Origin of the sequence: Psychromonas sp. SR45-3, assembly GCF_014163575.1 — a bacterium.
Classification (GTDB): domain Bacteria; phylum Pseudomonadota; class Gammaproteobacteria; order Enterobacterales; family Psychromonadaceae; genus Psychromonas; species Psychromonas arctica.
Map to the genome: position 1 here is coordinate 1 of NZ_JACJDP010000038.1, position 25,658 is coordinate 25,658.

Sequence of the window (25,658 nt, forward strand, 5' to 3'; positions counted from 1 at the left end):
CTCTTTCCGCTTCTTTTTTAGCTGCCTCTTTTTTTTCAGCGTCCTGTTTTAGCTTTAGGGCTTTAGCATCCTCTTCGGCTTTTTGCTTCTCTTTTAAAGCGCGCGCTGCATCATCGGCCTTTTTCTTTTCTTGTAATACCTTTGCCTCTGCTTCGGCTTTTTGTTTTTCCTTTAATGCTTGAGCAGCCGCTACTTTTTCAGCTTCTAATCGTTTTACTTCCTGTTTTTGCCTTAAAACTTCTTTCTCTTTACGTTGTATTGCTTCTTTCTCTGCCCTAATTTTATCTCCTTTCTGCTTTTACTCTTTCCGCTTCTTTTTTAGCTGCCTCTTTTTTTTCAGCGTCCTGTTTTAGCTTTAGGGCTTTAGCATCCTCTTCGGCTTTTTGCTTCTCTTTTAAAGCGCGCGCTGCATCATCGGCTTTTTTCTTTTCTTGTAATACCTTTGCCTCTGCTTCGGCTTTTTGTTTTTCCTGTAATGCTTGAGCAGCCGCTACTTTTTCAGCTTCTAATCGTTTTACTTCCTGTTGTTGCCTTAAAACTTCTTGCTCTTTACGTTGTATTGCTTCTTTATCTGCTCTAATTTTATCTTCTTTCTGCTTTTGAAGCAGTGCTTCTTGACGAGCTACCTCTGCTTGTTCTCGCTCTTTTTGTTGACGTTCGTCATCTATCTTTTGTTGTTTAGCTTGCTTATTTTTTTGTGCATTTTTGGCAAGATCATCAAGCATTTGTTGATTAATGATGGTTGCTTCAATAATAGATACCGCTTCTTTAGGCTCATCTTTAGGCAAAGAGAAGTCGACACTCATGAGCAACAATCCACCAACAATAAGATGCAAAGAAAGCGCGGTAATAAAGGCGATTAAATTTGTACTTGTTTTCATTTATTGATCAGGCTCTGTCATTAAACCAAGTGATGGAACGCCCGCTTCTTGCAGCAACACCATTAAATCGATCACGGTTTTGTAATTCACATCACCGTCACCTTTAACAATAAATTGAGAGTTAGGGTCAAGTTCCAATTGTCGCTCAACAAGTACTGACATTTCCTCTGCACCTAATGGTGTATCAGCACTATCGCCAACACTTAAGTAATATTGACCTTGTTTATCAATAGAGGCGATCAACGGTGGCTTTGTATCCTCAGGCAACGATTCAGCCACTGCCTGTGGTAGATCAACTTTAACGCCCTGTGTCACTAAAGGAGCGGTTACCATAAAGATAATCAGTAGTACCAACATTACATCAATGTAAGGCACAACATTTATCTCTGCAATGACACGCTTGCGTCTAGGAGTACGATAAGAATGTTGCATATAACTTACTCACCCTCAGTCATTGCTTGACGATGTAATATTGAAGTGAACTCTTCCATTAAATTAATGTAAGACGTTTCTAGTTGCCCAACTTGAGTAGAAAATTTGTTATAAGCCATAACAGCTGGAATAGCTGCAAATAGCCCCATCGCTGTTGCAATCAAAGCTTCAGCAATACCAGGAGCAACCATCGATAATGTAGCTTGTTGAACTTCACCAAGTGCGATGAATGAATTCATAATCCCCCATACGGTACCAAACAAACCAATATAAGGACTGATAGATCCGATAGTAGCAAGCACTGGCAACCCAGTTTCTAACTCATCCATTTCACGAGATAAAGTAACGCGCATTGAACGATGTGCACCATCAATCACACCTTCAACTTTACGTCCAGGCATTCGGTGTAAACGGGAAAACTCTTTAAATCCCATATAAAATATTTTTTCGCCACCATTAACACGCTCATTGCGTGCTGCCGTTTCTTTATATAGACGACTTAAATCATGGCCAGACCAAAAACGGTCTTCAAAATGGCTAAGCGCACTTTTGGCAGCTTTTAGCATTCTCGAACGAGAAAAAATCAACGTCCATGAATAAATAGACATGCCTAAGAGCAATAACATAACCGACTTTACAAGCAAACTTGCCTGTAAGAATAACCCTAAAAATGACATATCAGCTTGCACGAGTAATTACCTCAATTATTTCTGTTGGAATAGCATTTGGCTTCATTTTTTGTAAATTTACGCAAGCGATTAGAGTATCGGCTTGGCAAAGAAGTTCCCTGCTTTCATTGAAAATTTTCTGTGTGAACATCAAACTAGCTTTACGGTACGATGTCACCTCTGTTTCGACATCAATTAGCTGGTTGAAACGCGCTGCTTTAATACAATCCATTTCTACCTTTTTAACCACAAATGCAATATTTTGCTGTAAAAGCGTATCTTGCTGAATATCATATTCACGTAGAAACTCAGTGCGGCCTCGCTCAAAAAATTTCAAGTAGTTGGCATAATAAACAATGCCACCAGCATCGGTATCCTCGTAATATATACGAATTGGTAAAGTTGAAATTAACACTCGACTCCCTAGCCATTAATAATAAGTAAGAATGATCCTAGCAAACGCTACTACAACTAGCACTTATTGTCGACAAAGTGCTTATAATTGCTGTTTTTTAGTCACAAAAAGCGGAGCATAACTGCTTTTTCTTTATTTGTTTACTATTCTTTTTATATAAAAATAAAAGAATAAAAATAAGGTGATTTTAGTTAATAAAAAACCCCTGAAAACAATCATTCTCAGGGGTTTTAAAATATCAAAAATTAATTCAGCCCTTAACGGGAGTGACTTTATCTATTTATTCACGTTGTAATTTTTGTGTTTGATGATTGTTTATTTTGTTGTTCACCTTCTTTATTATCACGCTCATTAGTTTCGACTTGCTCTAACCACAAACCGTTAATAATGCCTAATGAACATGCTAATAAAACACCTAAAATCCATGCAAAATACCACATAATAAACTCCTAATTAATACGCTGAATGTTTGTGTTTTTTCATATGGGCAATCCCAATACGTCCAAACATTTTTAAATAAGCAAACCCTGTATATAGCAGAATGATAGGTATAAAGATCGCCGCTGCAATGGTCATAATATTTAATGTGAATTCACTTGAAACAGCATCCCATACCGTCAAACTTGCACTTGGGTCTAGGCTAGAAGGCATGATGAACGGGAACATGCTGAGTCCACAGGTCAATAACACACCAATAATACCTACGCTAGTGCAAGTAAATGCGCTGCCGCTATAATCTTTTTTACTAGCAAACCAAGCCAATAATGGGAATAGCAAACCAACAGCAGGTGCGATCATCGCGAGTGGATATTTCTCATAGTTCGCTAACCATGCACCAGATTCTGTTACCGCTGTTTTAAGTAATGGATTGGCTGGACCGTTGTTATCAATCATTGACGTCAGTACATAACCGTCAACCCCTTTTGCTAACCACAAACCTAATATTGCAAATAAACTAACAACAAGAGGTGCAACAATGAGACTCACCATTCTCGCCCGCTCGCGCATTTCCGCCTCTGTTTTCATTTGTAACCAAGTAGAACCTTGTAATACAAACAATAACAACGTAAATACACCCACTAATAAAGCAAATGGATTTAACAACCCAAAGAAGCTACCGTGATATGTTGAGCGTAAAAACTCATCTAAAGTAAAAGGCACACCTTGTAATAGATTACCAAAAGCAACACCAAACATGATTGGAGGCACAGCACTACCAATGAAAATGCCCCAGTCAAAAGTACTACGCCAGCGTGTATCGGCAATTTTACTGCGATAATCAAAACCGACCGGTCTAAAAAACAGTGCAAATAAAGTCAACATCATCGCAACATAGAAACCGGAAAATGCAGTTGCATAAACCGCTGGCCATGCGGCAAAAATTGCCCCTGCGGCTAACACTAACCAAACCTGGTTACCTTCCCAATGTGGCGCAATACTATTAATCATAATTCGACGATCTTGATCTGTTTTACCTATTACAGGAAGCAATGCACCCACACCCATATCAAAACCATCGGTTATAACAAAACCAATCAACAGCACGCTGATCAATCCCCACCAAATGACTTTTAACGTTTCGTAATCAAACATAATTTATCCTTATCCTTGCTTGTTTTCGAGTTGTTCAAAATGGTAACGTCCAGTTTTTAAACTACTTGGACCTAAGCGTGCAAAACGGAACATCAAGAACATTTCAACGGCCAACAGTACGGTATAAAACGATGCAATAGAGATAATACTGAACCAAACTTGCTCTACTGAAACAGACGATGTCCCCATGTGAGTTGGTAATATTTCAGCAATCGCCCAAGGCTGACGACCATATTCAGCAACAAACCAACCTGCTTCAATCGCAATCCAAGGGAGTGGCAGACTGTACAGGCAAATACGGTGGAATATTTTATTTTGGCCAATTTTATTTCTCGCTGATTGATAAAAGGCGAATAAGAAAATAAACAACATAGCAATACCACTGCCGACCATGATTCGAAATGACCAGAACATAGGTGTGACACCTGGAATACTGTCATCCACTGCCATTTTAATTTGCTCTTCCGTTGCATCAACAACATTAGGTGCAAACCTTTTTAACAATAAGCCATAACCTAAGTCCTCTTTGACTTGATTAAAGGCTTCAACATTTTCTGGCGTATCATCTCCAGCTTTTATTTTTTCTAATAACGAATAAGCCACCATACCAGTTCGAATACGAGTATCATGTTCTGCCATCAGGTCTTTTAAACCCGTTACTTCTTCGTCAATAGAACGAGTAGCAATAATACCTAATGCATAAGGTATTTTGAGTGCATAATCCGTACGTTGCTCTTCTTGATTAGGTAATCCAATGAGAGTGAAAGAAGCAGGAGCTGGATGTGTTTCCCATTCCGATTCTATTGCAGCAAGCTTAACTTTTTGTATATCACCGACTTCATATCCACTTTCATCACCTAGAATGATCGTAGACAAGATCCCTGCAGTACCAAACGCAGCAGCAATGGCAAACGAGCGCTTAGCAAATGCAATATCACGCCCTTTTAATAAATAATATGAACTAATTGCTAATACAAACATGGCACCGGCAACATAACCAGAAGCCACCGTATGTACGAACTTAACTTGTGCAACTGGGTTAAATACAAGGTCAACAAAGCTGTTCATTTCCATACGCATGGTTTCATAGTTAAACTCTGCACCAACCGGGTTTTGCATCCAAGCGTTGGCAATCAAAATCCATAATGCCGACATACTTGAACCAAAAGCGACTAAGAACGTAGCAGCTAAATGCTGTAACTTAGAAAGCCTATCCCAGCCAAAAAAGAATAAACCAACAAAGGTCGATTCTAAAAAGAAGGCCATCATGCCTTCAATAGCCAGCGGAGCACCAAACACATCTCCCACATAATGCGAATAATAAGCCCAGTTAGTACCAAACTGGAATTCCATTGTAAGACCAGTAGCAACCCCAAGTGCAAAGTTAATACCAAATAACTTGCCCCAGAACTTAGTCATGTCTTTGTAGATTTCTTTGCTAGTCATCACATAAAGTGACTCCATGATCAGCAACATCCAAGCTAACCCAAGGGTTAAAGGCACAAATAAAAAGTGATACATCGCGGTCATCGCAAATTGAAACCGGGATAGATCAACTAGATCGTCCATTGTATTCTCCTAAGCTTATAAGTTATTAATGTGTAAAATTATTAATGTATAAATTTTATGGTGGTAAATTTTTGCTTATTAAGCTGAGCTATAAAAACCGCTTAATGTCTAAATTAGTATTTAAGAAACAGCGCATTAACCGCTATTTAGTCGATTATGTATTGAAATAACAGAACGAATGTAAGAGAAAAAGAGAGTATAAAAAACATTGTTTAAAACAGCATTGCTGAATATTGTGCAAGATTGGCTAGCTGCTCTCATTGATGCACTAAAAAAAACGAAAATTAAAATAGAAAAATAGGATCGGTTAAGCGTTATAAAAGCCACTTTTTTAGTTATTAATGCAGCGGTTAATTTTCTAATCAAAGGGATAGAAAAAATTCTATTTTGAGGCAAAATATTTTTAAGCATTTTCCACGACCTTTAAAATTAACACACTAAAAATAAATATCAGGCTAGCTTGTTAAGTTAATGTAACAACAATAGCTCAACACATCAATCCATTAACCAAGCCGCAACATGCAAGCAACACTGCTTTAACATCAATAACTTACAAAGTTAAGTACGTTATTTATACTGTTTATATTGATCTCGATCAAGCTAAAAGTGTGATCATGAATAAATAAATAAGAATTGTGAAATAGGCATAGGAAACGACAGGAAGCATTAAAGTAACCTGCATATTAATATTGATTTAATCGATTTCAATATGCAGATAAAAGTAGGTGATGAATTAAGACATTGATCTATATTGCAGGTTTATCGAAACCAAAATGTAAGTAGGTACGATTAGTAGCAATTCGTCCTCGTGGAGTACGTTGTAAAAAACCTTGTTGAATCAAATAAGGTTCTAACACATCTTCAATGGTTTCTTTTTCTTCACCAATCGCTGCCGCTAAGTTATCTAAGCCTACAGGACCACCTTGAAAAGTGTCTAGAATCGCCATTAATAATTTACGGTCCATATAATCGAAACCTTCGTTATCAACCTCTAACATGTCTAAGGCTTGTTTCGCTATGTCGTCATTGATCACAGCGGCTTTTTTAACTTGGGCAAAGTCTCGAACTCGGCGTAACAAACGATTTGCAATACGTGGTGTTCCACGCGAACGACGTGCAACTTCAACAGCCCCCAACTCGTCCATCACTAATTGTAAATGTGAAGCACTGCGCATAACTATTTTGGTTAATGATTTGAGGTCATAATATTCTAACCGTTGCACAATACCAAAACGGTCACGCAGCGGAGAAGTCAATGAACCCGCACGCGTTGTTGCACCGATCAGGGTAAATGGCGGCAAATCTAACTTAATAGAGCGAGCTGCAGGGCCCTCACCAATCATGATATCTAACTGGTAATCTTCCATCGCAGGATAGAGGATCTCTTCAACCACCGGGCTCAAACGATGTATTTCATCAATAAATAACACATCATTTTCTTCAAGATTAGTTAATAGTGCCGCTAAATCGCCTGCTTTTTCTAAAATAGGCCCGGAGGTGGTTTTAATATTAACTTTAAGTTCATTAGCAACAATATGCGATAAAGTGGTTTTACCTAAGCCTGGCGGGCCAAAAATAAGTAAATGATCTAACGCTTCATCACGCTGTCGAGCAGCTTCAATGAAAATTTCCATTTGTGCATTCACTTGCGGCTGACCTTCATAATCCGCTAATAATTTAGGACGAATGGCTCGGTCTATTGAATTATCATCGATCTTTTGCGTACCGGAAATAAGGCGATCTTCTTCAATCATGAATTACTCTGTTAGTGATTAAGATAAAATAATGGCTAAGCTAAAAAACGATTAACAGTGACTATTAAAACTAGCTGTTAATAATAAACAATAGTTAAAAAGATAATAGACGGGTAGCGAAGGTATTTACATCATATTTTTTAACGAACTACGAATAAGTGCCTCACAATCCATCCCCTCTTGGTAAACTTGTTGAATAGTTTTTTCTGCCACTGCCGGTTTATACCCTAGTGCGATTAAGGCACTGATTGCTTCATCTTTTGCATTACCACTAACAAAGGTACTTTCAAAGTCATTGGTGAGTGACAATCTATCGGATTCTGGTGTTAATAAATCAGAACCACCCCAGTTTTTGAGACGATCTTTCATTTCAACCACTAAACGCTCAGCCGTTTTTTTACCAACACCCGGTAACTTAACTAAAGTAGTGACGGCATCATTATTAATACACTGCACAAATTGGTTTGCTGACATCCCTGATAAAATAGCCAAAGCTAATTTTGGCCCGACACCATTCACTTTGATTAACTCTCGAAACATCGCTCTTTCATGTTTATCGGCAAAGCCATAAAGTAATTGAGCATCTTCTCTGACCACAAAATGTGTATAAACTACTGCTTCCTCACCAACCGCGGGTAAAGGGTAAAAGGAGCTCATTGGTAATTGTATTTCGTAACCAACACCTGATACGTCTAATAATATCTCAGGGGGTTGTTTTTCTAATAAAATACCACGTAACAATCCAATCATGCTGTTCCCTGCTTTTTAATTAATGAATAAATTAAGAAACCCAAGCATAAAAAACAACTGACTAAATATCCAGTGTTTTTTTATGCTTGTTGCTTTATTTAAACCATTTAATTAATTTATTCTCAAAAACAAACACGACGATACCAAACCAGATACAAGCAAAGGTAAACATTTTAATAAAAGAGATCGGTTCATCGTAGACAAGTACAGCAAACAAAAATAATAATGAAGGTGCTAAATATTGGAAAAAACCTAGTGTTGAAAGGGGTAAACGTAAAGCCGCTTGACCAAAAAAGATCAACGGTAATGCGGTCACTACGCCTGCAAGCATTAACCATAAATTCAGTGACCATGTATTAAGGAGTAGATTTGAAGTATCGCTGTCTGTCATTGCCATTAAATAAAAAGCCGCTACAGGTAAAACCACCATGGTTTCAATGAATAAACCAGTGATTGCTTTTACTTTAACTTTTTTACGCAATAAGCCGTAAAAAGCAAAACTGATTGGCAGTACTAATGATACCCAAGGTAATTCGCCTACTTGCCAAGCCTGCGCACTTACCCCAATAAAAGCTAATAAAACAGCAAACCACTTAATACGAGATAAGCGCTCACTTAAAAAAACTAACCCCAGCATCACATTTATAATTGGGTTAATAAAATAGCCTAAACTCGCTTCTAACATTTTTCCGTTGTTAATAGCCCAAATAAAAACAAGCCAATTACAGCTGATCAGCAACGAGGTTATGGTTAATACCAACAGACTTTTATAATTACACGCAACTTCTAAAACATTAGGCCAATGTTTTAAATAAGTAATAAATAAAGCAGTAACAACAACCGACCAAATAACACGATGAGAGAGAATTTCGTAAACAGGAATAAACCCTAAGTACTTAAAATAAACAGGTGCAAATCCCCACATTAAATAAGCACCTAGTGCGTATAGAATGCCAACCTGTAATTCAGATAGTTTGTTCATATTTTCTCGATCATAAGCAGTTAAGCCTGAAAAAAGGGAGTAAAATGTTAGATAAAAGTTAAAAATAGAGTGTTAACAATTAACGGAAACGACCTCGGACGGTTTTTTTCACTTGCCCTGCCATTGCAACTAAAGATTGCGCGGTATGAGCATGACAAATGGCCACTGCTAACCCATCCGCAGCATCAGCCTGCGGGCGACCAGATAAATGCAGTATTTGCATCACCATCGATTGCACTTGCTCTTTTGAAGCCGCTCCGGTGCCTACTACTGCTTGCTTAATTTGCCTTGCTGAATATTCACACACGTATAAATCAGACTGAGTAGCTGCAACCATCGCCGCCCCTCTTGCTTGACCTAGCTTTAATGCTGAATCTGGGTTCTTGGCCATAAACACTTGTTCGATAGCAAACTCAGAAGGGTTATATTGCTGGATGATTTCAGCAATACCATTAAAAATCATGTTTAACTTAGGTGCAAGCGTATCGCCTTTAGTGCGAATACAACCACTGGCTAAATAAATACATTGATTGCCTTTTTGCTGGATAACACCATATCCAGTGATCCTAGACCCAGGATCAATGCCCAAAATAATACTCAACGCTATGCCACCTTTTATGATCACTTATTATAATTATTTGTCGATTAAACTTGAAATGAAGTCGCCCATCACAAAAGTTATCACACAGCTATAAACTTTCTTAGCCATTACTGACTATGAGACCTTTTTCATTCACAGAGGTAATAAAAACAGCAAACATAGTGACTGAAGCGACGTCAAATATCCACTTAAAAAAGGCAGAAACAAAATAAGCTGGCCTCCAATCAAAAGGCTTTAAAAAATAACAGTTTAAAGACTAAAGAATAAAGAGTTCGTTTACGTTTTTTTAAAAAAATGCTGTTCTAAAAATCGATTACGTAATGCCGGCACATTTTTTTCGGCTGATAAGACAAAATCAATAAAAGCTTTAGCGATAGGCGATAAATGCTTACTCTCATGGTGAACTAAATACCAACTTCTAACAAGTGGAAACCCTTCGACCTTTAGTTCGACCAATATTCCTGTCGCTAACTCTAACGTAACACTATGCCTAGAAACCACTGAAATACCTAAATCTGCCATAACAGCTTGTTTAATTGTCTCGCTATTACCAAGTGTCATATTAACCTTTAGCGGCACGTTTTTGTCTTTTAAAAATTGTTCGAATGCTTTACGTGTCCCCGACCCCTTTTCTCGATGTATAAAGGCATGCTCTGATAACTCTGATAATGGAATGTGCTTACATTTAGCTAAAGCATGTTGCGGACTGGCGATTAAAATAATAGGATTATCCACAAAAGGATATTTAGTTAATGCCATTGTTTCAGGGATCAACCCCATGATCACTAAGTCATCTTTATTTTCATGCAACCGTTGAATGATTTGCTCTCGATTAACAATATCAAGATGAAAGTTAACTTTTGGGTGTAATTTATGAAAGGCACCTAATAAATGTGGCGTAAAGTATTTAGCACTGGTCACAGCAGATAAACAAAAATCACCAGCTAACTCCCCTTTTAAACCACTTAATGTCATATCGATATTATCAAAACTAATAAATAACTCATCACAGAATACCTTCAACTCTTTACCCGCAGGCGTCAGGAATAACGTTTTGCCTATCTTTTCAAATAGGAATATATCCAAATTATTTTCTAACTGTTTTAATTGGATGCTAACCGCAGGTTGCGATAAACCGAGCTTATCTGCCGCTTTGGTATAATTCATAGAAATAGCGACTTGACGAAAAACTTTTAATTGATGGAGGGTAGCGCGCATATCAGATCATTAACCTTTGTTTATGATAAAAATAAAATTTATTAATTTTTATTAATGTAATTTATCCTCTATTATCAGCTTTATGTCAATAATAAGGAAAATCCTATGTCTGCTGCTGATAAATTAATTGCAGGATACCAACGCTTTCGTGAAGGTTACTATCAAAAAAACCAAGCTCAATTATTTAAATTAGCTGAAGAAGGCCAATCCCCGAAAATAGCAATTGTGAGCTGTTCTGATTCTCGTGTTGACCCGACCATTATATTAGATTGCGAGCCCGGCGATTTATTCGTTATCCGTAACGTGGCTAATTTAGTTCCCCCCTGTGAGGATACCGACAATTTTCACGGTACCAGTGCGGCATTAGAATTCGCCGTCACAGACCTTGAAGTTGAAAGTATTATTGTTTTAGGACACACCCAATGTGGCGGTATTAAAGCATTGATGGATAGCGCAGGGAAGAAAGTCGATAAAAGCTTTATCTCAAAGTGGATGTTACAACTAGAGCATGTTCGCGATGATATTATTGCGGATACTGAATTAAAGGATCAAGCAAGTCGCTACAGTTGTTGTGAGCAAAAAGGGGTTAAGCAATCACTAGATAATTTAATGACGTTCCCATGGATAAAAAAACGTGTGCAAGCAGGTACATTAAAATTACACGGTTGGCGCTATGACCTTTACAGCTCTCAATTATGTGCTTTAGATGAAAAAAGCGGAGAGTTTATTCGTATCAGCTAATGCCAATAAACCTTTACTACACTGTTGGTTTTGCTTTAAATAAAGAGCTGTTAATACAGCTCTTTTAAAATGACGACAATGGTTTTCTGCAATAAAAGACAGACGGTTATTAATCGTCGTAACCATATTCACTATCAGAGTCATAATCATCACTGCTAGTATTTATATATAATCCGTCTTCTAACTCTTCAAAGCCGCTCGGCATTTGCACTACAAATTCATCAGCATCGACATCAAAAGTGGCAACCACTTCAGGTAACTCATCGGTCTCGACATGAATAAAACGATATTGCTCTCCTGATTGATTGGCATCTTCCCAAATAAAATCATCGGCATCTAACGTGTATTCTTCTTCTGTATCTTCATTACGAAGTGCATAAAACCCCATTAACGACATAACTACTCCTTCTTAAATTAACAACTCTTTTAAAATAAACTAACAATACTAAATGGCAATTTTATGGCACTAATATCAACTATCATGCTTACCATTCATTAAAGTATTCCGTGCGCTACATTTTGTCAAAACCCAATTAGGATTAAATTAAACCTGACATGTCATTTATATACAATATTCAATAAATTAACTGATTTGGAACGTTTGTTTTGTTAAAAACTTAAGTCTCCGTTCATCTCATCAGTTAATCCGTCACCTTCCCTCTCAGCGCTTTATTATTACCAACTCGTTTCTTATCATCAACACGACGCTTTTTAGCATTGCGAGATGGCTTAGTTGCTTTTCGTGATTTTTGGATCTTCACTGCACTCAAAATAAGTTCTTTTAATCTTACTAACGCTTCTTCTCTATTTTTTTCCTGAGTACGATGTACCTGTGCTTTTAATATAATAACGCCATCTTCAGTCACACGATGATCAGATAATGCTAACAAACGCTGTTTATAAAAATCAGGCAAAGTAGAGCTTTTAATATCAAAACGTAAATGTATTGCCGAGTTAACTTTATTAACATTTTGTCCACCAGCACCTTGTGCTCTAATGGCCGTTAATTGTAATTGCCAGTCTGCAATTTCTACTCCAGCAGATATTTGTAATGACATTACACATTTTCTCCTTTACTTGGGTCTAAATAATGCTTTTGATAGATCTCTGCAGGCATACTCGCAATTTGAAAATCGATCATTTTATTAAATGAATTTAATAAGGGAGTAAATTTATTTTCATCATTTTCTAACTCTGATAATAAATAATACCCAGCTTCCACAGTGGATAAACCATCTTCTCGGGGTGACTTTCTAATACGATAAGTACTTTTCCCTGCGACATTAATCATCACTTTAGGCAAAGCTTGTAAAAAAGGGTTATTCATCAAAAGCTTATAAGCTTTTTTCCAACTTCCATCTAGTAGTATAAACTGCGTATTCACATCTATTTGCTGACTTTCCTGTAATGTTGGCAGCGAAAGAGCTTGATCATCAGGAAAGACTAAAAAAGTATTATCAAGATCAAAGTCAGTGGGGTCAAACAGATCACCCGTGCTCAGTTTTACTCGCGATAAAGATAAGTCTAAAATTCGAGCTGTTCCAATGGCTTTATTTTGCTCACTTGGGTCTTGCAAAATATGCAAAAAGTGTTGATTATCAAGCGCACAAATAGAGGCACAAATACACGCAGACAATGCTTTATTGCATTGACAGCAAATTGCTCTTTTACTCATTTAATGTTTCAACTTCTTTTAAGGTTTTATTAATGCGTTCAGTCTTGTTTAACAACGCTATTATTTTGACACTCTGCTTGTTGGTCTTTTTTTTACAACCAGATAGCCATCAATGGTTTGCATATTATCACAGCGGCATTGAAAAGGGCCAATGGTGGCGTTTACTAACGGCACATATTTGCCACACGAACGGTTACCACTTTTTACTTAACGCTGTTGGGTTAGTGGTAGTGAGTACTTTATTTTTAGAAACGTTTAAAAAAATCTCTTTGTTAGCAGCATCGCTCTTTAGCGCCCTTTTTATTAGTACCTGCTTATTTTTATTAGAACCGGACTTACAATGGTATGTAGGTTTATCAGGGGTATTGCATGCAATATTTGCAATCGGGGTTTGCGATGAATTAAAAAAAGCAGACAAATGGGGCCTTATTTTGGCGGTAGGCTTTCTAATTAAAATTGCCTTTGAACAGTTCAACGGCCCTTCACTTATGACCGAATCATTAATTGCCGCCACAGTATTAGTAAATGCTCACTTGTATGGCGCGATTGCAGGCATTCTATATTTTTTAATGATGCCGTTCTGGAAAAAATGCTCATTATGGCAAAATAATGCTAAAAATAGTGTTAAAAGTAACAAATAATAGGCAAACAATAATAAGAAAATAAAAGCGATAAGCGAAAACCTTTGCTTAGCAGAATGGCGTTATCATTATCTATGCTAATTATCGCTCAAATTTTATATCAAGTTAAACAAACTTAGTTGTTGTAGCTGTACGTAGGTTTTTTGAGAAACCTCTAACATACTATATTGTTCTTGATATTCACTGATCGCCGCCGCCATATCTAAGTCTTCTAAACTGGATAACGTAGTCTGAGCGGTCAAGTTAAAGTCCAATGTTGACTCACGTTGATTATCAATGGTTCTTAATCGAGCGCCCACTGAGCTTTGTGTACTCATTACGTTATCCATAGCACCATCAATTTGTAACAATGAATTGCTGAATGCACTATTACGTGCAGCCTCAGCCGTTTTATCGGTACCAGGGATGCGTAAAGCATCAATAGAGTTCTGTAGCGTTGCAAAAATATCTTTTTCTTCACTTTGGCGTAACGTAAAAGAATCCTCAGCAACTACATCTCCTTTAAGCTCAGTTTTAATGCCGTTGAATGTAATCGCTTTACCGTCTTCATAGGGTGTTGGTTCTACAAACTTGGTTAGCGCGTAACTATCACTATCATCAGGAAGACCATTAACTTCAAATTTGATACCGTTTATTTCAAAGTCTTGCGCTTCGCTATATTCATTGACAGCAGTTGCATTATAAGTTTTTAACGGAGTCGGTTGCTCATCATTAAGGGTAACATTGTAAATATTAGAACCCACCGAAGTTTCTACAAACTTAATGTCATAAGAGATATTCACATCAGGATCAACAGTTGAAATATCTGGATCAGTTAAGTCAATACTGTTAATTTTAATCGTAGCGCTGCCCGAGACAGCATTCTCTTTTAATCCATAAACAGAATACTCAGGAACGCCTGCATTATCCGAAATTGAAATGGTATAATCTTGATCTAAGAAACCACGCGCAGCGTTTGCATCTATGACATTACCTGAGCTGAGCACTCCCCCCCCTGTATTATCGCCACCAACTTCAGAAACAAAAGTACCATTGCCTTCAGCGATATTCATAAAAACACTAGATCCAGAATCATTACCTTGAATCGATACTCCAGAGCCTACTCTATAGTCTCGTTCACCACTGTCTCCATGATATATAACTTCACCAAACTCATTTTTTTGAAAAGGTTGCGTGTTCACGTCAAAGCCTGCGAAGATATATTGGCTATTACCATCTTTGGTATTAGCAACCCCCATCAACTCATCACGTAAATTTTCAAGCTCAACGGCAATAGCTTCTCGATTTGCCTCATTCATAGTGCCATTACTACCACTCACCATCAATTCGCGTGTTCTTTGCAAAATATTAGTACTTTGCGTTAATGCGGTATCGACCAACTTGTTAGCGGACTCGGCCATTTGCCCATTTTCAATGAATTGTTCGCCTACGGAAATATCTTGCTTTAAGCGTTGTATGGTGGCAATAGCAACTGGATCATCACTACCATGAATAACCCGTTTTTGGCTCGCCATATGCAGATTTTGGTCACTTAACTTAGATTGTTGTGACATTAATGAACTAGTATTACGCATAAAAAGCATTTGTGATGAAATTCGCATACAGCCTCTCTGATTTCCTTTTGAGCTTTACGCTCACCTATTTAATTAAAATGCAAAAATCACGCCAGAATAGCAATAAAAACTTAAAAAAAGTAAAGAGGGTAATTTAATGATTATACGAAGGATTAAAAAGGATCACCGTATAAATAACGGATACTGCTACTTTGAAAAGAGTTAAAAAATAAAGTTACCTTTTAAAGAACGGCTTCAAATAGACTATATTAGCACTATCATCCAATATGCAAAAACAGCACTTGGATGATAACGAGATATTATCGTGCCGCCTGTAAAATAGTGTCAAATAATTCACTGGCAATGGTGATAACACGTGCAGCTGCGCTATAGTGTTGTTGATACATTAGTAGGTTTGCAGCTTCTTCATCCATATTAACTCCACTCACCGATTGAATACGTTCAAAAGATTGATTTTTTAATATTGCTGAAGATTGCATCGCCACATCGGCGTTTGCTGTTTTAGCACCAATTTCAGAAATCATTTCACTATAAACATCTTGAAAGGTCGATTTGCCGTCATTCATTATTTTAGTATTTTGCAGATCAGACATGGCTAAAATATTTCGATTATCACCTTCGCCTGTTTCATTATAATTTAATGTAATCTCATCACCAGCAACGGCTATACCTTTTTCCATTTCTACCTTAACGCCACCAAATTCAAGTGTAGCTTTACCTGTTAAGGCGTTAATTGGAGCTGTTAACTCTGTATTGTTAATTTGATTATCATTTTTATCAAAAATATTATAAGCAACTTGGCTAGTAGTTGTATTCACTGATATTTTAATCGTTACTGGACTATCTTCATCCATATAGTTAGTGTCACCTTTATCAACAATGTCACTTACATGAAATGTTGCAGTACCAGTATTGGTATCACTAACTACCGCTTTAATTTCAGCGTCTGCAACGGCTACTTTTGTAGGGTCTGTCTCATCTAAACTTGCTTGCTGAGCGCCTAATCGCGTTGGACGTAGGGTAAATTCTTTTCCGGCCTGTAATGGATCTGAAGTTGAAATTGAATCGATTCCAATGCTAATGCCTGCCCCAGGAATTTCAATACGCTGTCCAGTAGATGAATTACCGATTATCGTCTCCTTCGCACCCGTCGTATTGTTAGTCACTTCGAATGTAATGTCTCCTGTCCCAGTATCATAACTATCTACTATTAACGTAAATTCATCGGCAGATAATTCGCTTAAATCATCAATACGTACACTTAATGTAGCTTCACCTTTGCCATCAGCATGACTTAATACACGGCTTTTCATTGCCTGATCACTATTAATATCATTAAATAGTGCTGCACCAATCTCGCCGTCTAAGGTTTGACCTTGCTTTTGCTGTTCATTGATAGCGTGTGTTAAGCCAATCACATTCTGACCTAACTGATTAAAGGCACGCTCTATTTCATTTTCACGGGCTTCAAACAACGCACTGACTTTACCACCAAACTTACTACCATCAACCTGTGATGTTTTACCCTTATGGCTTAATGCGAGTTCTTTTCGAGCGGGATCTGGGTCGCCGTTCACCGCAACAATAGATTGAGAATGAACTCCCATCACTAAACCTTGTCCGCTACCAATAAAAATATTCACCATATCATTATCTGCTTCAAGCACGGAGACATTAACGTATTCACTTAAGGCAGTAATTGCCTGATTCCGTCTGTCCAATAAATCATTGGCGTCACCACCGCTATTCGAACCAGATACGGCAAGAATACGACCATTTAATGTCGCGATATTGTCAGCGAGTTCAGTGATCGCCGCTGCAGAATTCTCAATATCATTATTAACACCACTGTATTGAGTTTCTAGTTGTTGATACAGAGTATTGTATTGATTGATCATATTCGATGCATCCTCAAGGAATACAGAGCGAGTCTCTATTGTATTCGGATGATCTGCGACATCACCTAATGCAGAAAATAAACTAAGAACAGACTTAGTGACAGAGGTACTTTCGTTAGAGAGTAATTTATCTAACTGGCTGGCTTGCGTATAACTCACTTCGTTATAAGCGTGAGCCGAGGTATTAATAATATTTTCTTTAAATGCAAATTGATCATAGGCACGGTCAATTCCGTTGATAATAGAACCATTTCCAATGAAGTTGGTACCTAATTTTTGTGCCTGTGCGCTGGTAACGTCAACAGTTTGACGAGAGTAGCCTTCCGTACTCACATTACTAATATTGTGACTGGTAGTAGCTAGACTTGCTTGTGAAGAATAGATCCCCGACAGTCCAATTTGAAATAAATCAGCCATTGTTATTATCTCCCGCAACAACCGATTGGAAGTTATCGCTGTTCATAATCGCTTTAATTTTATCTGCATATTGAGGATCGGTTGCATAACCCGCTTGTTGTAACTCTTCAATATAACGATCCGCGTTATCACCTTGCTGCAAAGCTTGCTCGTAGCGTTTATTGTTACTAATGAAATTCGTATAATCTTTAAAACTTTCATGTAGATTTTCGTAAACTCGAAAATTAGAACGACGCTGTACACCAACACCATCTTCAACCTCTAGACTGCTTTTATTAACGCTTTCCCCCTGCCAACTATTGTGAGATTTAATATTAAACAGATTGAAACTACTTTGCTGATTGGCAGTTTGCAGCACTTTTTTACCCCACCCGGTTTCCAATGCCGATTGAGCGACCAAAACTTCAGGTGAAATGCCTAAAGACTTAGCTGCTTTTTGCGCATAGGGTAACAATGTGGCAATAAAGGAAGATGGTGAACTAAAGTCAACTTTCTGTGCGCTAGCATTCGTATTAACATCATCAGCACTCTCCACTTTATGTTGCAATGCACTATCATTGATTTTTGTTTGCAATGAGGCTTGTAATTGATCCGGCTTTTTAAAGTCAGTAGTGTTTTCTTTTGTAGTTAAACTCATCATTTCAGGCTCTTGTTCAGGCATCATTAGTTGTTTCTGTGGCACTGACTGAGGTCGTACTATCGATGTTGGGTCTAACTGCCTAACTAACGCATCAGCCAGCCCTAGCGAACCATGACGACTGATATCAACGGCTAACTGCTTATCTTGCATATCCGTATAAAATTTTGTTTGTTGGTTATTAAAAGGGCTTTCGGTTTCAAAGGCAGCATTAGCTTCACGCATCGACTTAATTAACATCGAAGCAAACATTGACTCAAATTGATTCGCCACTTCACGGATCGTTTCTTTGTCATTAGTCTTGGTTTTTTGACGCAACTGCTCCAGCCCTTGTAGATCAAAGTAGTTACTTGCCTGTGTTACTGTTTGATTGCCCATTAACAACCCCTTTTATTACCATTACATTGATAAAGCAAAATAGATGCCAACACTTCAGTATCGAACTATAACTGGCTGTTTTCTGATTAATAATGAAAATGAGGTGAGTTTTCTCAGCAAAGTACTGTCGCATCACGTAGAATGCCTGCGATTTTTACCCTACCCACAAGGAATTATTATGCTTAACCCTGTTTTATTGGCGGTATGTATCATGCTTATTTTATCCATGATGCGTATTAATGTTGTTATTGCACTGACTCTCAGTGCTTTAGTTGGAGGTTTAACAGCTGGTTTATCTCTACCTGATACAATATCTGCATTTGAAAGTGGCCTAGGTGGCGGTGCAACTATCGCTTTAAGCTATGCAATGTTAGGTGCGTTTGCTGTCGCAATTTCTAAATCTGGTATTACTGATTTATTATCACAAGGCATTATTAAGCGCCTTAATGGCCAACAGACACAACAAGTGTCAACTACCATCAAATACACAGTGTTTACCGTGATCCTATTGATGACAATTGCGTCGCAAAACGTTATCCCCGTGCATATCGCGTTTATACCTATCTTAATACCGCCGTTACTGGGTGTACTTAATAAATTACGAGTTGATAGACGCTTAGCAGCTTGTATTTTAACTTTTGGTTTAGTAACCCCTTATATGGTGCTGCCGATCGGTTTTGGTGGGATTTTCTTAAATAATATTCTCTTAAAAAACTTACATGATAACGGCTTAGATGTAACAGCATCACAGGTACCTACCGCGATGATTTTACCTGCAATGGGCATGATCGTTGGTTTATTGATTGCCGTCTTTATCAGCTACCGTAAACCACGCATTTACCAAGAAAAAGTCGCAAACTCAAAAGCAGCAGAATTCAAAATACTCAACAAACGCCATATTATTGTTGCATTAGTGGCAATTGTTGCGACTTTAACGGTTCAGTTATTAACAGGCTCTATGATTGTTGGTTCACTCGCCGGATTCAGCGTGTTCACACTCGGTGGTGTTATTGCCTGGAAAGAAACGCATGATGTTTTCACCAAAGGTGTACACATGATGGCAATGATTGGCTTTATCATGATTGCCGCTGCAGGTTTTGCCGCTGTAATGAAAGCAACAGGCAGTGTAGAAACATTAGTAGAAGCATTATCTTCAGGAATTGGTGAGAACAAATCCTTAGCAGCGATATTAATGCTAGTGATTGGATTATTAGTAACCATGGGTATAGGCTCTTCATTCTCAACCATCCCAATCATCGCCACTATTTATGTACCACTGGCGATTGCATTTGGATTTTCTCCAATGGCTATCATTGCACTAGTGGGCACTGCGGCGGCATTGGGCGATGCGGGCTCTCCAGCCTCTGACTCAACATTAGGTCCAACATCTGGCCTTAATGCTGATGGTGAACATGATCATATCCGTGATACTGTTATTCCTACTTTCCTACATTACAATCTACCGCTAATCGCCTTTGGTTGGATAGCGGCAATGACCTTGTAGAGAGCACAGAATAAAACTGATTAAGAACCTATTACTAAGCCCGATTAAGCGATAGCCCTTAACGTAAAAAGGGAAAACCATTGGTTTTCCCTTTTTTGTACATGTATAAATGGATTCATTACCGATAAAGATTAAATAATAACCAGCTCACCTTGTAAGGCACCGGCTTGTTTTAATGCTTCTAATATCGCCATTAAATCACCAGGCGCAAGGCCTACCTCATTAACTGCACGCACTAAATCATTCAAACTAATGCCCGTATCAAATCGAAACATACGGCTATCTTCCTGAGTAACATTGACAATACTATTTTCAACTACTTCAGTATCACCACCAGCAAATGGATTGGGTTGCACGACTTCTTTGTTTTCACTAATCGTGACACTAATACCACCATGAGTAATAGCCGTTGGTAATAATCGAACATCTTGCCCTACTACTATTGTACCGGTACGTGAGTTAACAATAATTTTTGCCCCTGAACGTGCAGGTCTAAATTCTAAATTTTCTAGAGTTGATAAATAAGAAACACGTTGTGATATATTACGAGGCGCTAATACCTGAACTGACGTTGCATCTAATAAACTGGCGGTATTAGGGCCCACTAAATTATTAATTGTATCTGCCATCAATTTAGCCGTAGTAAAATCAGAGTCATGTAAGTTAAAAGTAATAGTATCGCCCTGTGCAAAAGGAGAGATAACTTCTCGCTCAACAATGGCACCATTTGCAATACGACCAACGGTAGGTGTATTGATCACCACTTTAGAACCATCAGCACCTTCAGCGCCAAGTCCACCAACAACAAGACTCCCCTGTGCTAGCGCATAAACCTTACCATCAACCCCTTTCAAAAAGGTTTGTAGCAGCTCACCACCACGTAAACTTTTTGCTTCACCAATTGCTGACACAGTGATGTCAATTTTCTGACCTCGCTTAGCAAAGGCTTTTAATTCCGCAGTGATCGCCACTGGCGCAACATTTTTAATTTTTAATGTTTGGCCTTGTGGAATATTGATCCCAAAATTTCTTAACATGGTCGCAAAAGCTTGCTCAGTAAACTTACTACTTTTTTCGCCCGTGCCCGGTAAACCAACCACTAAACCATAACCAACTAATTGGTTGCTTCGAACCCCTTGCACACTGGCAATATCTTTGATTCGCGCTGCATCCGCTGTATTAACCAACAGCGATAGGGTTAAACCTAAGCATGCTGAAAAAAAACAGTTCGCTGTTCCTTTTGATGAAAATAGCATATGACTCTCCTTACCTTATCGCTTATGTAAATAATATCGCTGATGCAAATAAATGACTTTTAGAACGGCCAATAAGGCCCATTAAAGAATGCGGTTAACCAACCTTGGCTTTGTGTATTAGCAAAGGTGCCGGTGCCGCCATACTGAATGCGAGCATTGGCAACATGAGTTGATGAAACCGAGTTATCAGAACTAACATCTTCGGAGCGAATGACGCCACGTATGCGTACAAACTCTTCTCCATTATTTAACATCAACCATTTTTCACCGCGAATTTCTAAATTACCATTACTTAAAACGCGTGTTACGTTAACTGTGATACTGCCTTTTAAACTATTGCTTTGGTCTGCATCGGCATCTCCGGCAAAACCACTGTCTTGAGAAATACCTCCCCCAAAACCAAAACCAGGTACAAGTGAGCCACTAGGTAACGTAATATCGTCGACACTCATTTTATACGAGTTACTTTTATCCAAACTGGTACCAGCTTGTTTAGTGGCCTTGGTTGATTCTTCTAGATTCACGGTGATAATGTCACCAACGCGATGCGCTTTAATATCTGAATAAAGGTTATTAGCATAACTTTCTTGAAATAAAGACCCTGTTCTGACCACATTTAAGTCTGCTTCAAGCGGCTCTACCGGTGCATATTCAGGGTCATTCTTCACTTCTTGATTGGGCAGTGAAGTACAACCAACGACACTAAATATTGCACATAAAATTATAATATTTCTCATATTAACCACCTACTTATAACTGTTGGCTAACGTAAGACAGCATTTCATCAACCGCTGAAATTACTTTTGAGTTCATTTCGTAAACACGCTGACTCTCGATCAAGTTAACCAGTTCTTCTGTTACGTTAACATTAGACGTTTCCAACATTCCCTGACGAATAAACCCTAACCCGTCACCACCCGGCACGCCTTCAATAGGTGCTCCAGAAGCCCCAGTTTCTGCGTATAAATTTTGTCCTAAAGGCTCTAAACCAGAGGGGTTAATAAAATCATTTACATTTAATTGTCCAACCACTTGGTTCTCAGCCTGACCGGCAATGCTCACTGACACTTCACCTTCCGCACCGATACTAATCGTTTGCGCATTTTCAGGAATTTGTACTTGTGGTAATAACGGGTAACCAGAACCAGGGGTTACCATAACCCCTTCTTCATTAAGCATGAATTGACCGTTACGTGTATACGATGAACTTCCATCTGGCATTTCTATTTCAAAAAAACCACGGCCATCAATCATCACATCTAAAGAGTTATTAGTGGTTAACGCATTACCCTGTGTAAAGTTCTTTTGTACAGCGACAACCTTCGCACCAGAACCAAGCATTAACCCCGAAGGTAGTTTAGTATTTTGTGTTTCATTGGCACCCGGTTGGTTTACGGTTTGATATAACAGATCTTCAAAAATGGCACGACTCTTTTTAAAACCAACGGTACTCGCATTAGCTAAATTATTTGAAATAGTTGCCACGTTAGTTTGCTGTGCATCTAACCCTGTTTTACTGATCCATAAAGCGGAATGCATAACCTTTCTCCTTAAAATTCTTTAATAATGCGTAGACTAATGACTTAAGACATTCGAAGTAGAGATTCAGAGCTTTTATCAATCTCTTCAGCTTTTTTCATCATTTTAACTTGCATTTCAAAACTACGTTGTAAGTTAATTAAACTGGTTAACTCACTACTTAAATTAACATTTGATGACTCTAAAGCCCCGTTGGCGACAACCACATCATTTGAAATTTGTAACGGTTGACCATCAATACGGCGGAATAAACCATCGGAACCACGCATTAAATCTTTAATATCTGGGTTAACTAACTTCAGTTTAGCGATGTCTTCCATTGCATCTGCAGGTGCACCTTCAGGGCGAACCTCAATCATGCCATCTTTACGAATATTGAACTTTTCAATGGGCATCGGGATATAAATATTATTGCCAGTTTGATCCATGACTTCTTGGCCATTGGCATCAATTAAAAAGCCGGCTGCGGTAATATTAAAATCACCACTACGTGTTAACCCTTCGTCACCGGATTCAGATTTAACAACAAACCAACCTTCACCTTCTACGGCAACATCTAATTCTCGTCCGGTATCATGAACAATGCCGCTGTCAAAATTTTGTCCTGGTGATTCGGTAAGCGCAAAGACTCGTGTTGGTAAGCCTTGCCCGTGAACTTGCATACTACGAGCTTGCTCAAAACTGGCCTTAAACCCGGTTTTACTGGCATTTGCTAAGTTATTACTGTGAATAGCTAACGCATTCATGGTCTCTTTAGCGCCTGACATTGAAACATAAAGAAAATTATCCATTTTGACTTCCTTAACTATTGACCGCTTATGTAATAACTATGGCAATTGCCGTGCTATTTCTTTTGTTATTGTATTTATATATTCAACGATGCAATCGTTGTGCCAACAAAAGGAAAGTGAAATAGCTGAGCCGTAAATATAACTAAAGTTAGAAACAGGGGAGATTTAGGTTTTATAGCTTAGGTATGGAAATCCAGGAAAACAGGGAGGCTGAAATGTTGAAGCATTTTAATAATATGGACGTTGGCTTTTACATAATAAAAACGCACCGAGAAAGGCGCGTTTAAGACATGATTGACTAATTTAAAAAATTAACGAATTTGTAAAATCGTTTGTTGTAATTCATTACTGATCTCTAATGAACGAGAATTAGCTTGGAAATTACGTTGTGCAGAAATTAAGTCCACCAGCTCAGTCGTTAAATCAACATTAGATTGCTCTAACGCAGCAGAGTTAATGAGACCAAATGAACCTTCGCCCCCTTCTCCTGCGATAGGATCCCCCGAACGTTGTGAAGCAGTCCACTTTGAGCCAGCTTGTGTCAAACCTTGCTCATTACGAAAGCGCACCATAACAACTCGCGCAAGCGGCTCTGATGTGCCATTACTATAAGTGGCTTCAACTAGACCATCATTACCAATTTCAATACCATTCAAACGACCTACGGTTAAACCATCTTGCTCTAATCCAGTGACCTCGAATGAGGAAGCAAATTGAGTCGGGTTTTTATAAGAAATCGTGATTTCCTGATTCCCATTAGTTCCCGTCGGTAAGGCTCCTGCACCATTCCCATCACCAAGATCTGCACCTAACCTTTCTAGAGTCATTGGGCTAGGATTACTGCCTTGATACGCACCAAAACTATCGAACCGTAATACCGAACCCTCATATACTGTGCCTGAAGCATCAGTAACAGTTGCTGGACTAGTATCAAAATCAGTATCAGCAGGATCGAGAGGATCTAGTGTATCGCCTGTTGTGTATACACCTGCACCAGAAAGAGGAGCAACCGGAATTTTAGTGCCGGTGTCACTTGTAATAGTTACAAAAGAAACCCATTGACTCGTAACCGTCCCATCAGCCGTGGGCTTTGCATTATCAGGTTTTACGTAATAAGTACTCATAACATGTGATTCACCTAGTGAGTCATAAATTGTTACTGATGTTGCATTGTTATAAGTATCTGGATCATCGGGATCAAATTTAGAAAGATCTTTAGCTTCTGCACTTGAGGGTAAATTCAACCCTATTTCCACTGTTGAGGTGGCTACCGGTACACCTGCTGTTTCAGGTATACGAATGGCACTAGTTGTACTTAAACTAACCGATGAGGAAGTCCCATCATCATTAACGGGAAAAGCCTGCAGGTAGTTACCGCTGTTATCAACAATATAATTTTCATCATTTAATTTAAAAGTACCTGCACGTGTATAACTTAAATCTTTATCGCCGATATCACTGGCCGTAGCAAAGAAACCACTACCCGTGATTGCTAAGTCCAATGGATTATCGGTAAATTTTAAACTACCTTGATGGAATTGCTGCGCAACGGCGGCAACGGAAGTACCATCACCCACTTTAGTTGCACTATTAGAAAATAGAGAGTTAGCGTAAACGCTATCGAACTCGGCGCGAGACTCTTTAAAGCCAACGGTATTTACATTTGCAATATTATTTGACGTTGTGTCTAAATCAGTCTGCGCTGCTGCAATTCCGCTTAATGCTACATTAAATGACATAGTGA

At 38.4% G+C, this 25,658-nt stretch carries 27 protein-coding genes; 4 read left to right on the plus strand and 23 right to left on the minus strand.

All coding sequences use genetic code 11. From position 1 onward, the window contains the following. A partial coding sequence (locus H5084_RS19535) for a hypothetical protein (protein ID WP_220485988.1) occupies window positions 1-182 on the plus strand: 182 nt, incomplete at its 5' end. A gap of 99 nt (window positions 183-281) precedes the next feature. Here H5084_RS19535 and H5084_RS15825 read toward each other — a convergent pair. From H5084_RS15825 to H5084_RS15880, 12 genes are all read right to left on the minus strand, one after another. Next, window positions 282-881: a hypothetical protein gene (locus H5084_RS15825; RefSeq protein WP_182691431.1), complete on the minus strand. Its 600-nt coding sequence runs from the start codon at window positions 879-881 to the stop codon at window positions 282-284. Further along, complete coding sequence (gene tolR, locus H5084_RS15830; RefSeq protein ID WP_182691434.1) at window positions 882-1,313, minus strand: protein TolR; 432 nt, start codon at window positions 1,311-1,313, stop codon at window positions 882-884. Between the two features lie 5 nt (window positions 1,314-1,318). Then, window positions 1,319-2,002, minus strand: a complete 684-nt coding sequence (gene tolQ, locus H5084_RS15835; protein ID WP_028870187.1) for a protein TolQ — start codon at window positions 2,000-2,002, stop codon at window positions 1,319-1,321. Continuing rightward, entirely contained in the window at window positions 1,992-2,396 is a 405-nt protein-coding gene (gene ybgC / locus H5084_RS15840; protein ID WP_182691435.1) for a tol-pal system-associated acyl-CoA thioesterase, read from the minus strand. Before ybgC ends, tolQ begins: the two co-directional genes overlap by 11 nt. A gap of 284 nt (window positions 2,397-2,680) precedes the next feature. After that, window positions 2,681-2,836 carry a cytochrome bd-I oxidase subunit CydX gene (gene cydX, locus H5084_RS15845; protein WP_051369107.1) on the minus strand — a complete coding sequence of 52 codons (156 nt, stop codon included), beginning with the start codon at window positions 2,834-2,836 and terminating at the stop codon, window positions 2,681-2,683. Window positions 2,837-2,849: 13 nt separating this feature from the next. Beyond that, the gene (gene cydB / locus H5084_RS15850) at window positions 2,850-3,989 is read right to left on the minus strand and encodes a cytochrome d ubiquinol oxidase subunit II (RefSeq protein ID WP_182691438.1); all 1,140 of its coding nucleotides are present in this window, start codon (window positions 3,987-3,989) and stop codon (window positions 2,850-2,852) included. A 9-nt stretch (window positions 3,990-3,998) separates the two neighbouring features. Further along, complete coding sequence (locus H5084_RS15855) at window positions 3,999-5,558, minus strand: cytochrome ubiquinol oxidase subunit I (RefSeq protein ID WP_028868514.1); 1,560 nt, start codon at window positions 5,556-5,558, stop codon at window positions 3,999-4,001. A gap of 746 nt (window positions 5,559-6,304) precedes the next feature. Then, on the minus strand, window positions 6,305-7,312 hold the full coding sequence (gene ruvB, locus H5084_RS15860; RefSeq protein WP_182691439.1) for a Holliday junction branch migration DNA helicase RuvB: 1,008 nt from the start codon (window positions 7,310-7,312) through the stop codon (window positions 6,305-6,307). Window positions 7,313-7,438: 126 nt separating this feature from the next. Next, entirely contained in the window at window positions 7,439-8,062 is a 624-nt protein-coding gene (gene ruvA / locus H5084_RS15865) for a Holliday junction branch migration protein RuvA (RefSeq protein WP_028868516.1), read from the minus strand. Window positions 8,063-8,156: 94 nt separating this feature from the next. Then, entirely contained in the window at window positions 8,157-9,044 is an 888-nt protein-coding gene (gene rarD, locus H5084_RS15870; protein ID WP_037071455.1) for an EamA family transporter RarD, read from the minus strand. 79 nt (window positions 9,045-9,123) lie between these two features. Continuing rightward, on the minus strand, window positions 9,124-9,645 hold the full coding sequence (ruvC, locus tag H5084_RS15875; protein ID WP_028868517.1) for a crossover junction endodeoxyribonuclease RuvC: 522 nt from the start codon (window positions 9,643-9,645) through the stop codon (window positions 9,124-9,126). Between the two features lie 276 nt (window positions 9,646-9,921). Continuing rightward, window positions 9,922-10,863, minus strand: coding sequence for a LysR family transcriptional regulator (locus H5084_RS15880; protein ID WP_028868518.1), 942 nt, complete (start codon window positions 10,861-10,863; stop codon window positions 9,922-9,924). A gap of 105 nt (window positions 10,864-10,968) precedes the next feature. Between H5084_RS15880 and H5084_RS15885 the strand changes: the two genes are divergently transcribed. Next, window positions 10,969-11,604: a carbonic anhydrase gene (locus H5084_RS15885; RefSeq protein WP_028868519.1), complete on the plus strand. Its 636-nt coding sequence runs from the start codon at window positions 10,969-10,971 to the stop codon at window positions 11,602-11,604. A 109-nt stretch (window positions 11,605-11,713) separates the two neighbouring features. Here H5084_RS15885 and H5084_RS15890 read toward each other — a convergent pair whose 3' ends face one another. The 3 genes from H5084_RS15890 to H5084_RS15900 all read right to left on the minus strand — a co-directional run bounded on the left by H5084_RS15890 (window position 11,714) and on the right by H5084_RS15900 (window position 13,279). Further along, window positions 11,714-12,001 carry a hypothetical protein gene (locus H5084_RS15890; protein WP_028868520.1) on the minus strand — a complete coding sequence of 96 codons (288 nt, stop codon included), beginning with the start codon at window positions 11,999-12,001 and terminating at the stop codon, window positions 11,714-11,716. A gap of 244 nt (window positions 12,002-12,245) precedes the next feature. Next, window positions 12,246-12,662: an alternative ribosome rescue aminoacyl-tRNA hydrolase ArfB gene (gene arfB, locus H5084_RS15895; RefSeq protein WP_028868521.1), complete on the minus strand. Its 417-nt coding sequence runs from the start codon at window positions 12,660-12,662 to the stop codon at window positions 12,246-12,248. After that, complete coding sequence (locus H5084_RS15900; protein ID WP_028868522.1) at window positions 12,662-13,279, minus strand: tRNA-uridine aminocarboxypropyltransferase; 618 nt, start codon at window positions 13,277-13,279, stop codon at window positions 12,662-12,664. Before H5084_RS15900 ends, arfB begins: the two co-directional genes overlap by 1 nt. A 32-nt stretch (window positions 13,280-13,311) precedes the next feature. Here H5084_RS15900 and rrtA point away from each other — a divergent pair, with 32 nt between their 5' ends. After that, window positions 13,312-13,920 (plus strand): rhombosortase, encoded by a 609-nt coding sequence (gene rrtA, locus H5084_RS15905; protein WP_182691441.1) that lies wholly within the window; start codon window positions 13,312-13,314, stop codon window positions 13,918-13,920. A 95-nt stretch (window positions 13,921-14,015) separates the two neighbouring features. Here rrtA and flgL read toward each other — a convergent pair whose 3' ends face one another. The 3 genes from flgL to flgJ form a co-directional block, all read right to left on the minus strand. After that, a complete protein-coding gene (gene flgL / locus H5084_RS15910) occupies window positions 14,016-15,521 on the minus strand; it encodes a flagellar hook-associated protein FlgL (protein ID WP_028868524.1) in 1,506 nt (501 codons plus the stop codon). 272 nt (window positions 15,522-15,793) lie between these two features. Further along, window positions 15,794-17,809 carry a flagellar hook-associated protein FlgK gene (flgK, locus tag H5084_RS15915; protein WP_182691443.1) on the minus strand — a complete coding sequence of 672 codons (2,016 nt, stop codon included), beginning with the start codon at window positions 17,807-17,809 and terminating at the stop codon, window positions 15,794-15,796. Then, window positions 17,802-18,824 (minus strand): flagellar assembly peptidoglycan hydrolase FlgJ, encoded by a 1,023-nt coding sequence (gene flgJ / locus H5084_RS15920; RefSeq protein ID WP_182691445.1) that lies wholly within the window; start codon window positions 18,822-18,824, stop codon window positions 17,802-17,804. Before flgJ ends, flgK begins: the two co-directional genes overlap by 8 nt. Window positions 18,825-19,002: 178 nt before the next feature. Between flgJ and H5084_RS15925 the strand changes: the two genes are divergently transcribed. Beyond that, a complete protein-coding gene (locus tag H5084_RS15925; RefSeq protein ID WP_182691446.1) occupies window positions 19,003-20,328 on the plus strand; it encodes a Na+/H+ antiporter family protein in 1,326 nt (441 codons plus the stop codon). Between the two features lie 131 nt (window positions 20,329-20,459). On the opposite strand, the gene H5084_RS15930 is transcribed toward H5084_RS15925, so the two are convergent. From H5084_RS15930 to flgE, 5 genes are all read right to left on the minus strand, one after another. Then, window positions 20,460-21,584, minus strand: coding sequence for a flagellar basal body P-ring protein FlgI (locus H5084_RS15930; RefSeq protein WP_182691448.1), 1,125 nt, complete (start codon window positions 21,582-21,584; stop codon window positions 20,460-20,462). A 59-nt stretch (window positions 21,585-21,643) separates the two neighbouring features. Continuing rightward, window positions 21,644-22,321 (minus strand): flagellar basal body L-ring protein FlgH, encoded by a 678-nt coding sequence (flgH, locus tag H5084_RS15935; protein ID WP_182691450.1) that lies wholly within the window; start codon window positions 22,319-22,321, stop codon window positions 21,644-21,646. Between the two features lie 13 nt (window positions 22,322-22,334). Next, window positions 22,335-23,123 carry a flagellar basal-body rod protein FlgG gene (gene flgG, locus H5084_RS15940; protein ID WP_182691452.1) on the minus strand — a complete coding sequence of 263 codons (789 nt, stop codon included), beginning with the start codon at window positions 23,121-23,123 and terminating at the stop codon, window positions 22,335-22,337. A gap of 44 nt (window positions 23,124-23,167) precedes the next feature. Beyond that, window positions 23,168-23,914, minus strand: coding sequence for a flagellar basal body rod protein FlgF (locus tag H5084_RS15945; RefSeq protein ID WP_182691454.1), 747 nt, complete (start codon window positions 23,912-23,914; stop codon window positions 23,168-23,170). Between the two features lie 311 nt (window positions 23,915-24,225). Further along, window positions 24,226-25,653, minus strand: coding sequence for a flagellar hook protein FlgE (flgE, locus tag H5084_RS15950; protein WP_028868532.1), 1,428 nt, complete (start codon window positions 25,651-25,653; stop codon window positions 24,226-24,228). Window positions 25,654-25,658: the final 5 nt, after the last annotated feature.